Source organism: Bartonella ancashensis, assembly GCF_001281405.1.
GTDB lineage: Bacteria > Pseudomonadota > Alphaproteobacteria > Rhizobiales > Rhizobiaceae > Bartonella > Bartonella ancashensis.
The window spans coordinates 1,074,636-1,089,357 of record NZ_CP010401.1; the positions used below are offsets into that span (position 1 = coordinate 1,074,636).

14 protein-coding genes and 2 tRNA genes are annotated in these 14,722 nt (G+C 39.3%); 2 read left to right on the forward strand and 14 right to left on the reverse strand.

Annotated features, from left to right (window positions below):
* Positions 1-15: 15 nt before the first annotated feature.
* The 14 genes from PU02_RS04730 to PU02_RS04795 all read right to left on the reverse strand — a co-directional run bounded on the left by PU02_RS04730 (position 16) and on the right by PU02_RS04795 (position 13,562).
* The gene (locus PU02_RS04730; protein WP_053944302.1) at positions 16-1,485 is read right to left on the reverse strand and encodes an NADH-quinone oxidoreductase subunit M; all 1,470 of its coding nucleotides are present in this window, start codon (positions 1,483-1,485) and stop codon (positions 16-18) included.
* Positions 1,485-3,449 carry an NADH-quinone oxidoreductase subunit L gene (gene nuoL / locus PU02_RS04735; RefSeq protein WP_053944303.1) on the reverse strand — a complete coding sequence of 655 codons (1,965 nt, stop codon included), beginning with the start codon at positions 3,447-3,449 and terminating at the stop codon, positions 1,485-1,487. Before nuoL ends, PU02_RS04730 begins: the two co-directional genes overlap by 1 nt.
* Before the next feature lie 6 nt (positions 3,450-3,455).
* Positions 3,456-3,764, reverse strand: a complete 309-nt coding sequence (gene nuoK / locus PU02_RS04740; protein ID WP_053944304.1) for an NADH-quinone oxidoreductase subunit NuoK — start codon at positions 3,762-3,764, stop codon at positions 3,456-3,458.
* 13 nt (positions 3,765-3,777) lie between these two features.
* Positions 3,778-4,398: an NADH-quinone oxidoreductase subunit J gene (locus tag PU02_RS04745; protein WP_053944305.1), complete on the reverse strand. Its 621-nt coding sequence runs from the start codon at positions 4,396-4,398 to the stop codon at positions 3,778-3,780.
* Positions 4,399-4,492: 94 nt separating this feature from the next.
* Positions 4,493-4,984, reverse strand: a complete 492-nt coding sequence (gene nuoI / locus PU02_RS04750; RefSeq protein ID WP_053944306.1) for an NADH-quinone oxidoreductase subunit NuoI — start codon at positions 4,982-4,984, stop codon at positions 4,493-4,495.
* Positions 4,985-4,997: 13 nt separating this feature from the next.
* Entirely contained in the window at positions 4,998-6,044 is a 1,047-nt protein-coding gene (gene nuoH / locus PU02_RS04755) for an NADH-quinone oxidoreductase subunit NuoH (RefSeq protein ID WP_053944307.1), read from the reverse strand.
* Positions 6,045-6,065: 21 nt separating this feature from the next.
* Positions 6,066-8,135 (reverse strand): NADH-quinone oxidoreductase subunit NuoG, encoded by a 2,070-nt coding sequence (nuoG, locus tag PU02_RS04760; protein WP_053944308.1) that lies wholly within the window; start codon positions 8,133-8,135, stop codon positions 6,066-6,068.
* Positions 8,136-8,196: 61 nt separating this feature from the next.
* Positions 8,197-9,504, reverse strand: coding sequence for an NADH-quinone oxidoreductase subunit NuoF (gene nuoF, locus PU02_RS04765; RefSeq protein WP_053944309.1), 1,308 nt, complete (start codon positions 9,502-9,504; stop codon positions 8,197-8,199).
* 125 nt (positions 9,505-9,629) lie between these two features.
* Positions 9,630-10,301 carry an NADH-quinone oxidoreductase subunit NuoE gene (nuoE, locus tag PU02_RS04770; RefSeq protein WP_053944310.1) on the reverse strand — a complete coding sequence of 224 codons (672 nt, stop codon included), beginning with the start codon at positions 10,299-10,301 and terminating at the stop codon, positions 9,630-9,632.
* The gene (locus PU02_RS04775; RefSeq protein ID WP_053944311.1) at positions 10,301-11,491 is read right to left on the reverse strand and encodes an NADH-quinone oxidoreductase subunit D; all 1,191 of its coding nucleotides are present in this window, start codon (positions 11,489-11,491) and stop codon (positions 10,301-10,303) included. The genes nuoE and PU02_RS04775 overlap by 1 nt, the downstream gene beginning before the upstream one ends.
* A gap of 147 nt (positions 11,492-11,638) precedes the next feature.
* The gene (locus tag PU02_RS04780) at positions 11,639-12,250 is read right to left on the reverse strand and encodes an NADH-quinone oxidoreductase subunit C (protein WP_053944312.1); all 612 of its coding nucleotides are present in this window, start codon (positions 12,248-12,250) and stop codon (positions 11,639-11,641) included.
* Positions 12,251-12,261: 11 nt separating this feature from the next.
* Positions 12,262-12,843 (reverse strand): NuoB/complex I 20 kDa subunit family protein, encoded by a 582-nt coding sequence (locus PU02_RS04785; protein ID WP_053944313.1) that lies wholly within the window; start codon positions 12,841-12,843, stop codon positions 12,262-12,264.
* Positions 12,834-13,199: an NADH-quinone oxidoreductase subunit A gene (locus tag PU02_RS04790; RefSeq protein WP_053944314.1), complete on the reverse strand. Its 366-nt coding sequence runs from the start codon at positions 13,197-13,199 to the stop codon at positions 12,834-12,836. Before PU02_RS04790 ends, PU02_RS04785 begins: the two co-directional genes overlap by 10 nt.
* A 286-nt stretch (positions 13,200-13,485) precedes the next feature.
* Positions 13,486-13,562 (reverse strand) — tRNA-Asp (locus PU02_RS04795).
* A 210-nt stretch (positions 13,563-13,772) separates the two neighbouring features.
* Here PU02_RS04795 and PU02_RS04800 point away from each other — a divergent pair.
* Positions 13,773-13,848: transfer RNA gene (locus PU02_RS04800), tRNA-Val, on the forward strand.
* Between the two features lie 256 nt (positions 13,849-14,104).
* Positions 14,105-14,722: a LemA family protein gene (locus PU02_RS04805; protein ID WP_053944315.1), complete on the forward strand. Its 618-nt coding sequence runs from the start codon at positions 14,105-14,107 to the stop codon at positions 14,720-14,722.

Genomic DNA, 14,722 nt, shown 5'->3' on the forward strand with positions numbered 1-14,722 from the left:
GCGACCATCTTTTATTCAGTGTAGCTTATTGATAAGGGATTCTACCGCAAACGCACTCGTTTTAAGAATAGGTGCCGGATAAATGCCGAAGAATATTGTAAGAATGGCCATTGGGTAAAGAACAAACTTTTCTCTTGAAGAAAGGTCAGAAAGTACCTTTAGACTTTCCTTATCTAAAGGACCAAAAACCACACGTCGATAAAGATAAAGTGCATAAGCGGCCGATAAAATGACACCCATTGTAGAAAAAATAGCAACCAGCTTACTGACTTGAAATACACCAACTAAAGTCAAAAACTCACCCAAAAACCCTGAGCTTCCAGGTATACCAATATTAGCCATAGTAAAAATTAAAAAAACAACAGCATATTTAGGCATATTGTTTACTAAACCACCAAATGCTGAAATTTCACGTGTATGTAAACGATCGTAAATAACTCCAACACAAAGAAACAACGCTGCAGATACAATTCCATGAGATAGCATTTGATAAATAGCACCTTGAATACCCTGTTCGTTGGCAGCAAAAATACCCATTGTGACATATCCCATGTGAGCCACTGAAGAATAAGCAATAAGTTTTTTCATATCAGTTTGAACAAGTGCAACCAATGAAGCGTAAATAATTGCAATAAGCGATAAAGAAAAAACAAAAGGAGCAAAATTGGCAGACGCAATGGGAAACATTGGTAAAGAAAAACGGAGAAAACCATATCCTCCCAATTTAAGCAATACACCAGCTAAAATAACCGATCCTGCAGTTGGTGCTTCTACGTGAGCATCAGGTAACCACGTGTGAACCGGCCACATTGGCATTTTCACTGCGAATGAAGCAAAAAATGCGAGCCATAACCACGTTTGCATGTACGAAGGAAACTGATAATTCAACAAAACTGCTATATTAAGAGTTCCAGCTTCCCAATATATGCCCATAATAGCAAGCAACATTAATACAGAGCCAAGCAAAGTATATAAAAAAAACTTCATGCTAGCATAAACACGACGCCCCCCACCCCAAACACCAATAATGATGAACATTGGAATGAGGCTACCTTCAAAAAAAATATAAAATAACATTGCATCAAGAGAACAAAAGACCCCAATAATCGCAACTTCAAGAAGAAGAAAAGCAATCATATAAGCTTTCAATCTATCCTTGATAATTTCCCAGCTTGCTAGAATGCAAAAAGGTAATAAAAAGGCTGAAAGAACGACAAAAAGTACAGAAATACCATCGACCCCCATATGGTAACTAATACCGATATCAAGCCAATCAAACTTTTCAACCATTTGAAAGTTAGGATTTTCACTATCAAAACTTGCCCAAATAACCAAAGAAATAACAAAAACAAACACAGTTGTAAAAAATGCAACATTGCGTATGTTACGCTTTTCTAGCTCGCTATTGCCTTTGATTAATGCAATTAAGAAAACACCAACAAGAGGCAAAAACGTAACTGTAGAAAGAATAGGCCAATCAGTCATTACTTAAAGCTCCCAAGCATCATCCACGTAATCAATAACGCAACACCAATGAGCATCGCAAACGCATAGTGATATAAATAGCCTGTCTGCATTCTAATTACTCTATTAGTAACATTAATGACGCGTGCAGCAATGCCATTAGGGCCGCAACCATCAATAATCTTACTGTCGACAACTCTCCACAAAAAATCACCTATCTTAAAAATAGAACGAACAAACAAAACATCATAAAGTTTATCGAAATACCATTTGTTGTGAAGAAAACGATATATAATTGGCAGTGCTTTAGTAAGCTTTTTAGACACTGAAGGAACTAAAATGTAAAATAAATAAGCTAATACAAAGCCCAAGTTCATAGCTATAAAAGGAGACCATTTCACCCAATTAGGAACACTATGCGCTTCATGAAGTATATGGTTATGATCGCTCGTGAATAATACTCCTTTCCAAAAGGATTCATATAAGTCACCAAAAAAATAAGGTTGAAAAACAACACCCGCGAAAAATGCTCCGATAGATAAAACAAATAATGGAATCAACATAATTGGAGGAGATTCATGAACATGACTCATAACATCAACAGTTGCACGTGGTTTACCATAAAACGTCATAAATATAAGACGCCATGAATAAAAGCTTGTTAGTAAAGCAGAGAAAACAAGTAACCAAAAAGCATAGCCTGAAACAATATTATGAGACGCAAAGGCAGACTCTATAATTGCATCTTTTGAGAAAAAACCCGCTGTACCAAAAAGCGTCCCCGGAATTCCAACACCTGTTAATGCAATAGTCCCTATAATCATCATCCAATGAGTTACACCAATATATTTGCGTAACCCTCCCATTTTCCGCATATCCTGCTCATTAGAAACTGCATGAATTACGGAACCCGCGCCAAGAAATAATAATGCCTTAAAAAAAGCATGCGTAAAAAGATGAAAAATAGCAGCTCCATAAGCTCCAACACCCAATGCAACAAACATATAACCAAGCTGCGAACATGTCGAGTAAGCAATAACACGCTTAATATCATTTTGTACCAACCCTACAGTTGCTGAAAAAAATGCAGTTGTTGCTCCAACAACAATGATCACCGTCAAAGCATGTGTAGAAAGTTCAAAAATCGGTGACATACGTGCAACCATAAAAACGCCAGCTGTCACCATTGTCGCCGCGTGAATAAGTGCAGAAACAGGTGTTGGGCCTTCCATTGCATCGGGAAGCCACGTATGTAGAAAAAATTGAGCTGATTTTCCCATAGCACCGATGAATAAAAAAAGACATGTCGCAGTAATCATCATCTGCCCATCAAGCCGCAAACCTAAAAACGTCATATTCTGTAAAAAGCTATTGTCCGCAGCTTGCGCAAAAATGGATGAAAAATTAACCGATTTGAATAAAATAAAGATACTAAAAATACCCAATAAAAAACCAAAATCTCCAACACGATTAACGACAAAAGCTTTCATAGCAGCCTTATTGGCAGAATGTTTTTGAAACCAAAAACCGATCAATAAATAAGATGCGAGTCCAACTCCTTCCCACCCAAAAAACATCTGAACTAAATTATTAGATGTTACCAACATAAGCATCATGAACGTAAATAAAGAAAGATACGCGAAAAAACGAGGCCTCGAAGGATCATGATGCATATAACCTATAGAATAAATGTGCACTAATGCTGAAACACTGTTTACAACAACAAACATGACTGCTGTTAATGTATCAATATGCAATGCCCAATCAAATACCAGCCCACCGATACTCACCCAATGTAAAAGCAATATATCAACTGCCTGAGTATCTCCAACTGCAATAGTAAAAAAAGAAATCCACGATAACGCGGCAACAATAACCATAAAGCTACAGGTTATCAGCTCGCTAACACAGGCTTCCATATTTTTTCCACCTATAGCGGTGATTAAAAAACCTATAAGAGGAAGAAAGACGATTACATAGTACATCTTTCACTAGCCTTTCATCATATTAACATCTTCAACCGCAGTAGAACCACGATTACGAAAAAAAACAACGAGTATTGCGAGACCAATTGCTGATTCAGCAGCCGCCACTGTTAAAATAAACAAGGAAAATATCTGGCCAACAAGATCATTAAGAAATGCTGAAAATGCAACAAAATTAAAATTAACAGAAAGCAAGATAAGCTCAATCGACATGAGGATAATAATTATATTTTTTCTATTAAAAAAAACCCCTAAAACACCAATTGAAAACATGATTGCAGAAACAACGAGATAATGAGCAATACCGATGGACATAATGATCTTTCCGCTAAACGCCTTTTCTTGATTCAACTTTTTTTAATTCGATTGTATCTTCTGGTTTCCTAGAAACCTGTGCAGAAATAGACTGTCTTTTAACACCTGATTTATGACGCAACGTCAAAACGATAGCGCCTATCATTGCAACCAATAAAATCATTCCAGCAGTCTGAAAATAAAAAATATAATCTGTATAGAGAACATCACCTAATGCCTCTGTATTAGTTCGGTGTTTTATATCTGGAATTGGTTGTATGATATTACTACCCAACACGAAAGAACCGTGATGATAGACAAAAACAATGACGAGCTCTACTGCAATAACGACTCCAACAAAGGCACCAATGAAAGAGTATTGCAAAGTAGCTTTTTTCGGGGAAATAAAACCAATATCAAGCATCATAACAACAAACAAAAATAATACAGCCACGGCACCAACATAGACAACGAGCAGAATGAGCCCTACAAATTCTGCACCTACAAGAAGAAACAAAGCCGCTGCATTAAAAAATGCTAATATAAGAAAAAGCACCGAATGTACCGGATTACGTGCAAAAACAACAATAAGCGCACTTACCAGCATAATAAAAGAAAACAGGTAGAAAAATGCCGCCGCTAGACCTGTTAGCATGGGCTTCCCCTTAACTAGTTAAAAGTTGGTATAAAATTTATACCAGATGTTACAATTTACCGGATAGAATCATCCGACCACTCATATAGTATACCTAACGATAAGGTGCATCCATTAATATATTGCGTGCGATCTCTCTTTCCCAGCGATCCCCATTGAGCAAAAGCTTTTCTTTATCATAATAAAGCTCTTCACGTGTCTCTGTTGCAAATTCAAAATTAGGACCCTCCACAATAGCATCAACTGGACAAGCTTCTTGACAAAAACCACAATAAATACACTTAACCATATCAATATCGTAACGAACAGTTCTACGTGTGCCGTCATTACGACGCGGCCCAGCTTCAATCGTTATAGCCTGTGCCGGACAAATCGCTTCACATAATTTGCAAGCAATACACCGCTCTTCACCATTTGGATAACGACGCAAAGCATGCTCTCCACGAAAACGATGAGAAACAAAACCTTTTTCGTAAGGGTAGTTAATTGTAGGCTTTGGCGAAAAAAATTGACGCATTGCTAAGAAAAAAGCACTTACGAACTCTAACAGAAGAAGTGACTTTGCCGCTTGAATGAAAGTTGACATGCAAAAATTCTCCTCAAGAAAGACTCATATACTTTAAGATACCAGCAGTTACCACAACCATTGCAAATGAAATAGGAAGAAATACCTTCCAACCAAGCCTCATCAGCTGATCATAGCGATAACGCGGTACAAATGCCTTAACCATAGCAAACCCAAAAAATACAAAACAAACTTTAAAAACAAACCAAATAACACCAGGAATCCAATTAAGCCACCAAACATCTAGGAGAGGTAACCAACCACCTAAAAACAAAATAGTCGTCAACGCACACATTAAAACAATAGCTACATACTCGCCCAAAAAAAAGAGCATGTAAGGAGTTGAAGAATACTCAACCATATGACCTGCTACAAGCTCAGATTCTGCTTCAACTAGATCAAAAGGAGGACGATTTGTTTCCGCAAGTGCAGAGATGAAAAATATCACAAACATTGGAAACAAGATTAACCAATTCCAGTCCAAAAAACTACTAAACGGCAAACCAAGATTGGTTCCAATCCCTTTATTTTGCTCATAAACAATTGTTGAAAGATCTAACGAACCACTCACTAAAACAACTGTAACTAGAACAAAACCAATCGAAACTTCGTAAGAAACCATCTGCGCTGCTGATCTAAGCGCACCTAAAAAAGGATATTTCGAATTTGATGCCCATCCTCCCATAATCACACCATAGACCTCAAGAGACGAAATAGCTAAAACATAAAGTAAACCAACATTAATACTGGCAATTTCCCAGCCTTCATTAACTGGAATAACAGCCCAAGCCGATAATGCAAGAGTCGCAGAAATAAAAGGAGCTAATAAAAAAACACCTTTATTAGCACCTGAAGGGATAATCGGTTCCTTAACAGCAAATTTAATCAAATCCGCAAAAGACTGCAACAACCCCCATGGACCAACAACATTTGGACCACGCCGTAACTGCACAGCTGCCCAAATTTTTCTATCTGCATAAAGAAGATAAGCAATAAAAACTAAAAGAGCAACTAACAGAAGAAGCGTCTTCCCCACTATAATCAACAATGGCAACATCCAATCTATGAAGAAACTACACATGATTCTTCTCTTCCCCTAACTCTAATCTTCAGCTTCCACAAAACTCTTCTTCGAAAAAGCTGAACATTCAGCCATAACTGCAGAAGCACGTGCTATCGGATTTGTCATATAAAAGTCTTTAACCACAGAAGAAAATTTCTGAAAATCTAAAGAAGGTGTTTCTAGACCAAGTTTTCTAACATCATTAATACACGAAGGTGCTATACCATCAATGAGACCAAAATGCGGGAAATCATTAAATAAATTCTGCCTCAATTGATACAACGAATCGAAAGGGAGACTTTTTCCTAAAACATTAGATAAAGCACGTAAAATAGCCCAATCTTCCTTTGCTTCACCTGGAGCAAAACCAGCACGATTGGTCATTTGGACACGCCCCTCTGTATTAACGTAAATTCCCGACTTTTCAGTATATGCAGATGCTGGTAAAATCACATCAGCAGCATGTGCTCCATTATCACCATGACTACCAATATAAATTATAAATTTCTTCTTTTGCTCTAAATTAACTTCATCCGCACCAAGCAAAAACAAAACATCACAAGTTTCTAAAATATTTTTAACGCCGAGCTTAGAAACAAAACCAACATCAAACCCTCCAACAATTGAAGCTACATTGTGAAGGATAGCAAATCCATTCCATTCCTCATTCAAAGCACCAACAAGATCAGTTAGTTTTGCAAGATTCCTTAAAATAGAAAAACCTTCCTGACCGAGGAGCGCTCCTTCTCCAATGAGAATAAGCGGCTTTTTTGCTTTTTCTAATATACTAAAAAACTCACAATCTCGGTTAACAAGCTTTTGCAACGCATCCGTACCAGCTCCCAAATAAGAATATGGATAACGTAAATCAGCTTGTTCTCCAATTAACCCAATTGGGAAACCTCCTGCACGCTGGCGCTGCAAAATGCGTGCATTCAAAACGGCAGCTTCAATACGTGGATTAGACCCTACAATGAGCAAAGCATCAGCCTGTTTAATACCAGAAATAGTAGGATTAAAGATATAACTCGAACGTCCAAATTCAGGCGATAAAGCCATATCTCTTTGACGACAATCAAAAGAATCTGAACCTAATGAAATTAGTAATTTCTTAAGTGCATACATTTCCTCGACAGAGGCCAAATCTCCAGCAATAGCACCAATTTTTTTCGCTGATACCTCAGACACAACATCCTTAATCTTTTCGAAAGCTTCTGACCAGCTCACAGGATGAAGCTTTCCATCTTTGCGAAGATAAGGCCTATCAAGCCGTTGTGTACGCAGCCCATCCCAAACAAAGCGTGTCTTATCAGAAATCCACTCTTCATTTACACTTTCGTTAACACGTGGAACAATACGCATAACTTCACGACCACGGCTATCAACGCGAATGGCGCTGCCAAGTGCATCCATCACATCGATAGATTCCGTTTTAATTAACTCCCACGGACGGGCGTGGAACGCATATGGCTTTGAAGTCAATGCTCCTACCGGACAAAGATCAATAATATTTCCTTGCAACTCAGACGTCATCGCCTTTTGAAGATAAGTTGTAATTTCAGCGTCTTCACCACGACCAATTAAACCAAGCTCGGAAATACCCGCAATTTCTGTTGTAAAACGAACACAGCGAGTACAATGAATACAGCGTGTCATAACCGTTTTAACAAGAGGTCCTATGTACTTATCTTCTACAGCACGTTTATTTTCTGTATAACGAGAACAATCACGACCATAAAGCATTGCCTGATCTTGTAGATCGCATTCTCCACCTTGATCGCACACAGGGCAATCTAATGGATGATTAATAAGAAGGAACTCCATAACACCTTTACGAGCCTTCTTAACCATATCTGTATTGGTAAATATTTCAGGAACTTCACCGTTGGGCCCTAATCGTAAATCACGAACCCCTATCGCACAAGATGGTTGAGGTTTTGGAGGACCTCCCTTAACTTCAACCAAACACATGCGACAATTCCCTGCAATTGACAAACATTCATGAAAACAAAACCGCGGTACCTCAGTACCCGCAGCTTCAGCAGCCTGAAGCAACGTGTAGTAATCAGGAACTTCAATCTCTTTGCCATCAACTTTGATATTTATCATTACTAACCCAGTCCGCAGACAATTTATCTGAACTTTTTCTAATCATTCACAATAAAAAATTTTATCCAATTACTTCTGAAACAACGCCTTTGTTTTGAACCGCATTATGTGTATATGCATCAATTCTTTTCTCTATTTCTGAACGAAAATTGCGTATTAATCCCTGCACGGGCCAAGCCGCTGCATCACCAAGCGCACAAATAGTATGCCCTTCTACTTGCTTAGAAACTTCAAACAAAAGGTCAATTTCTCGCTTTTGCGCCCTTCCCTCAACCATGCGTCCTAAAAGACGCATCATCCAACCAGTACCTTCACGACACGGGGTACATTGCCCGCAACTTTCATGCTTAAAAAAAGCTGCTATACGCCAAATTGCCCTAATAATGTCGGTTGATTTATCCATAACAATTGCGCCACCTGTACCGAAAGATGAACCGACATCACGCATCCCATCAAAATCCATCAATGCGTCCATCATATCTTCACCACGAACAACTGGACAAGACGCCCCACCAGGAATAACTGCTAAAAGATTGTCCCACCCTCCTCGAATACCTCCTGCATATTTCTCAATCAATTCACGAAAAGAAATACCTAGAGACTCTTCAAACGTACAAGGCGTATTGACATGGCCAGAAATCATAAACAGTTTTGTGCCAGTATTATTTTGACGACCAATTGATGAAAACCACGATGCCCCCCGACGCAAAATGGTTGGAACAACTGCTATAGATTCCACATTATTAACCGTTGTTGGACAACCGTAAAGTCCCACATTAGCTGGAAATGGTGGTTTAAGTCGAGGTTGTCCTTTTTTTCCTTCAAGACTTTCAAGAAGAGCTGTTTCCTCACCACAAATATAAGCACCAGCACCATGATGAACAATTATATCACAAGCGTGCCCATATTTGGTCTTTTTTCCCAATAATCCTGCGTCATAACACTCATCAATTGCCGCTTGTAATCTTTCGCGCTCACGAATGTACTCACCACGAACATAAATGAAAGCAACATTTGCTCCTATTGCAAAAGTAGCAAGAACGCAGCCCTCAATCAAAGTATGAGGCTCATGCCTTAAAATATCACGATCTTTGCAGGTTCCAGGTTCTGATTCATCTGCATTAACAACCAAATAATGTGGTCGACCATCATTGCATTTAGGCATAAACGACCACTTCATTCCCGTAGAAAAACCTGCACCACCACGACCACGCAGGCCTGAAGCTTTCACTTCATCAATAATCCAGTCACGACCCTTTGCAATAATTTCTCCAGTACCATCCCAATGCCCACGCAACACCGCAGCTTTCAAAGATCTATCTTCAAAGCCATAAATGTTGGTGAAAATGCGATCTATATTAGCCAGCATACCCCACCATTTCCTTGTATGAACACATCTTAAGCATTTTTCTTAACAACCCTCAAACATCCCTGCAAGTCCACCAAGGAATCTTAACGATGGATAATATAATTCCCTACACAGCAAAAAACCACTCATTCTGAATTTGCTCCCTTGCTTTTTTTCTTAGACTTTGAAGAGGCCTCTTTCCTCTTTTCTACAGAAACCAAAGAAATCGAACCACTAATAGCCTCTGATGATCTACGCCCATTTTGTGGCCCTACAGCCATATTAAGGCCCTTGCCTTCCTTAAACGCATCAATAATTTCTTCAAGACGCCCTGCCGTAAGATCCTCATAAGTATCCTTAAAAATCATAATCATAGGAGCATTCACACAGGCACCAAGACACTCTACCTCTTCCCATGATAAAGTTCCATCCTCATTAGTCGTAAAAGGCTCATGATGAATTTTTTCTCTGCAAACTCTGATTAATTCATCAGAACCACGCAACATACAAGGAGTTGTACCACAAACCTGAATGTGCGCTTTTGTACCAACCGGCTTTAACTGAAATTGAGTATAAAAAGTTGCAACCTCTAAAACACGAATATAAGCCATAGAAAGCATCTGAGCGACATGTTCAATCGCAGCGCGCGTTACCCACCCTTCTTGCTCTTGAGCGCGCATTAATAAAGGAATAACCGCTGATTGCTCACGACCTACAGGATACTTTGCTATAGTATTCTTTGCCCATAACTGATTTTCTTTTGTAAATGAAAATGTTACTGGCTGATGAATATCATCAGCAAGACGACGCACAGACATCAGCGATCAACCTCTCCAAAAACAATATCAATAGAACCCAAAATAGCCGTTGCATCAGCTAACATATGACCTCGAGTTAAAAAATCCATGGCCTGAAGATGAGCAAAACCTGGAGCGCGCAGTTTAACACGATAAGGCTTATTCGTTCCATCGGAAATCAAATAAATACCAAACTCACCCTTTGGAGCCTCCACAGCAACATAAACCTCACCTGGAGGAGTATGGAAACCTTCTGTATAAAGTTTAAAATGATGGATAAGTGCCTCCATTGAATTTTTCATCTCACCACGCTTTGGCGGCACAACCTTTCGATCCAGACTCGAAACAGGCCCACTCCTTTCTGTACTGAGTAGACGATCCACACATTGACGCATGATTCGCGTTGATTGACGCATTTCTTCCATACGAATGAGGTAACGATCATAGCAATCGCTATTTTTACCAATGGGAATATCAAATTCCATTTCATCATAGCATTCATAAGGCTGACTCTTGCGCAAATCCCACGCTACACCGGCTCCACGAATCATCACACCAGAAAAACCACGGGCCCAAGCCTCATCGATACTCACTACACCGATATCAACATTTCGCTGTTTAAAAATACGATTTGGCGTTATAAGCGCATCAAGTTTATCAAGCGCAACAAGAAATGGATCAATGAAGTTACCAATATCTTCAATTAGCGATTCCGGCAAATCTTGATGCACTCCACCAGGTCTAAAATAATTTGCATGGAGACGCGCTCCACAAGCACGCTCATAAAAAACCATCAATTTTTCTCGTTGCTCAAACCCCCAAAGCGGAGGCGTTAAAGCACCAACATCCATTGCCTGAGTCGTTACATTAAGCAAATGATTGAGAATACGGCCAATTTCAGAAAACAGCACACGAATTAACTGTCCCCTTTTAGGAACTTCAACAGCCAATAATTTTTCAATAGCAAGAACAAAAGCATGTTCCTGATTCATCGGAGCAACATAATCTAGACGATCAAGGTATGGACACGCTTGAAGGTAAGTTTTTGTCTCCATGAGTTTTTCGGTACCACGATGCAACAACCCAATATGCGGATCAACACGTTCAACAACCTCACCATCCAACTCAAGAACCATACGCAAAACACCATGCGCAGCAGGATGTTGCGGTCCAAAATTGATATTAAAATTTCGAACGTTGACTTCAGCCACGATAAACCCCTTGCTCTTTCAAAAAAAACTCAAGGAAAACATGAAGAAAAGTTTTTATACTATGTCTCAATTTCCTCTACCTTACGCAAAATTCGCCATTTCCTTAAGAAGGCTTGACAAGTTTTATACTTATCCACAAACAACAAATCATTTTTCTCTACTTTCCTTTTTACTTTCTGGAAAACTATGTTCTGGACCTTCCCAAGGTGAAAGAAAATCAAAATGACGCATTTCTTGGCGCAAAACAACAGGCTCATAAATTACTCGTTTTGCTTCATTATCATAACGACACTCAACAAACCCCGTTACAGGAAAATCTTTACGCAGAGGATGCCCTTCAAACCCATAATCAGTTAAGATGCGCCTCAAATCTGGATGACCAGAAAATAGGATACCATACATATCGTACGCCTCACGCTCATACCATTCTGCTCCAGAAAAAACAGAACAGGCAGAAGCAACAGGTGTGCTTTCATCAGTACGCACCTTGACACGAATCCGTAAATTTTGAGAGGGTGATAGCAACTGGTAAGAAACGTCAAAACGCTTATCACGAGAAGGATAATCGACACCGCTAATGTCTGTGATGTTGATAAACTGGCAATCAGGATCATCACGCAGAAATGTCAAAACATCGAGAATAGCATCCAGGCGTGACACTAATGTCAACTCACCAAAAGCCAGCACACTTTCCTCTAGCTTATCTCCTAATTTATCGTCTAAATAAGCTGCCAAATCGACTAATGTTTTAGTTACCATGATTTTACCTATTATCGCTCTATAGAACCGGTACGACGGATTTTTTTCTGTAAAAGCAATATGGCATACAACAAAGCCTCTGCAGTCGGAGGACAACCCGGAACATAAATATCCACTGGCACTATACGATCACATCCACGAACAACTGAATAGGAATAATGATAATACCCACCACCATTTGCACAAGAGCCCATAGAAATAACGTAACGCGGTTCAGGCATTTGATCATAAACTTTGCGTAAAGCAGGAGCCATTTTATTAGTTAAAGTTCCAGCAACCACCATAACATCTGACTGGCGAGGTGAGGCACGTGGTGCATACCCAAAACGCTCGTTATCATAATGAGGCATAGAGCACTGCATCATTTCAACAGCGCAGCAAGCGAGACCAAAACTCATCCACATCAACGACCCCGTACGCGCCCATGTCACCAGAGCATCAACTGATGTAAGCAAAAAACCTTTATCAGATAACTCGCTATTTATATCTTGAAAAAATTTATCATTCGAAGAAACAAGATCACCTGTATTCGGCTCAATGACTCCTTTTTGTTGTGGAGCAACAATTGTTGAATTATTAAATATCAATCCCATTCAAGAGCCCCCTTCTTCCATTCATATATAAATCCGATCATTAAAACAGCCAAAAAGACAATCATCGACCAAAAACCAAGCATACTTAAAGAATGAAACGAAACAGCCCACGGAAAAAGGAAAGCAACCTCAAGATCGAAGATGATAAACAAAATCGAAACGAGATAGAATCGAACATCAAATTTCATACGCGCATCGCTAAATGAGTTGAACCCACACTCATAAGCTGACAATTTTTCAGGATCAGGAGCACGATAGGCTACAGCATAAGGAATCACCAAAAGTGACCCCGCAATAATCGCTGAAATAACAATAAAAATTAACACCGGCAAATAAGAGCTCAGCAAATGAGTCATGATCCTTTTTGCCTCAGCGAGGCACCTCAATTAACCTAACCATCTGATATTTAATAAATATAGGAAGCGTAACACTACTCCGCTAATTCTGCTCGTACTGCTTCAAGGGCACGCCGTGCAACATTTCTATTTACACTAAGTATCGCAGAGTAAGGAAAGACGCAAGCCCTCATCCTACAAATATCTCTTAACTCTTAAAAAAAGAAGATTCAATCTACAGAGAACACCACCGCCCACATTCATGCGCCTACAATCCAAAAATGCTTACATCGGTGAAAATTTGAAATGGCGCGAGTGACGGGGCTCGAACCCGCGACCTCCGGCGTGACAGGCCAGCACTCTAACCAACTGAGCTACACCCGCGCATCTTTCAAACCAATTTAATTGGTGTAAGTGGTCCTGTTAAGGTGTTCATTCGTTTCTGTCAAGCGTGATACAGTATTTTTTTATTCAAAAAAATTAGTTACAAAAATAAAAATACTTCGTTGGCCAAAAAATTAAGTAGGTGACATCTTTATTCTTGCGTTTAGAGGAAAATTTCCTTAAATAACTCCCATCCAGTTAGTGTTAACTGGGCGATTAGCTCAGCTGGTAGAGCGCCTCGTTTACACCGAGGATGTCGGGAGTTCGAGTCTCTCATCGCCCACCATTTTGTTATCTCGCTGATCGTTTGGGAAGGGGATTTTGAAGGGGGAGTCTGCTTTTCAATCGTTTGGGTTCCTCAGTTGCCAATGTCTGCATTAAATGTCTGCATTAACTGAAGAATAGGTTTGATGAATATCTAAACAAACCTAAAATTTCCAGTTTCCAAAATCATCAAAGATAAGGCAGATAACCTTCTTTAAATTTTGTTTTCTTTTTTTATTTTCATAAAATTAATGATAAAGAGATCTCGGAGATGTTTTATGCTAGATGCCTTAGTTGTAAAGATACCGCAACAATTTACAATCGCTGCCTTCTTTATTTCCATGATGCTATTATTGAGTGGTTGTGGGTTTAACACAATACCAACAAACGAAGAAAAAGTGCACGCAGCTTGGAGTGAAGTTCTTAATCAGTACCAGCGTCGAGCAGACCTCGTTCCCAATCTCATAGCAACTGTTAAAGCCTATGCAACCCATGAAAAAGACGTTTTAACCAGTGTTGTTGAAGCACGCGCAAAAGCAACGCAAACAACTATTCAAGCTGATATGTTAAACGATCCACAAATCATGCAACAATATCTCAGTAGTCAAGCAAATTTATCAAGCGCACTTTTCCGTCTCATGGCTATTTCTGAAAATTATCCTGATCTCAAAGCAAACCAAAACTTTCTTTCTCTTCAATCACAATTAGAGGGAACTGAAAACCGCATAACTATTGCGCGTCGGGACTATATTGAAGCGGTCCGTATATACAACACAGCACTGAAAACGATGCCAACAATGCTTTGGGCCAAGCTATGGTTCTATGATGCTGCCCCTATACAAACTTTCACCATTGATACAAACACTCAACAAACACCACAAGTGAACTTTGATTAA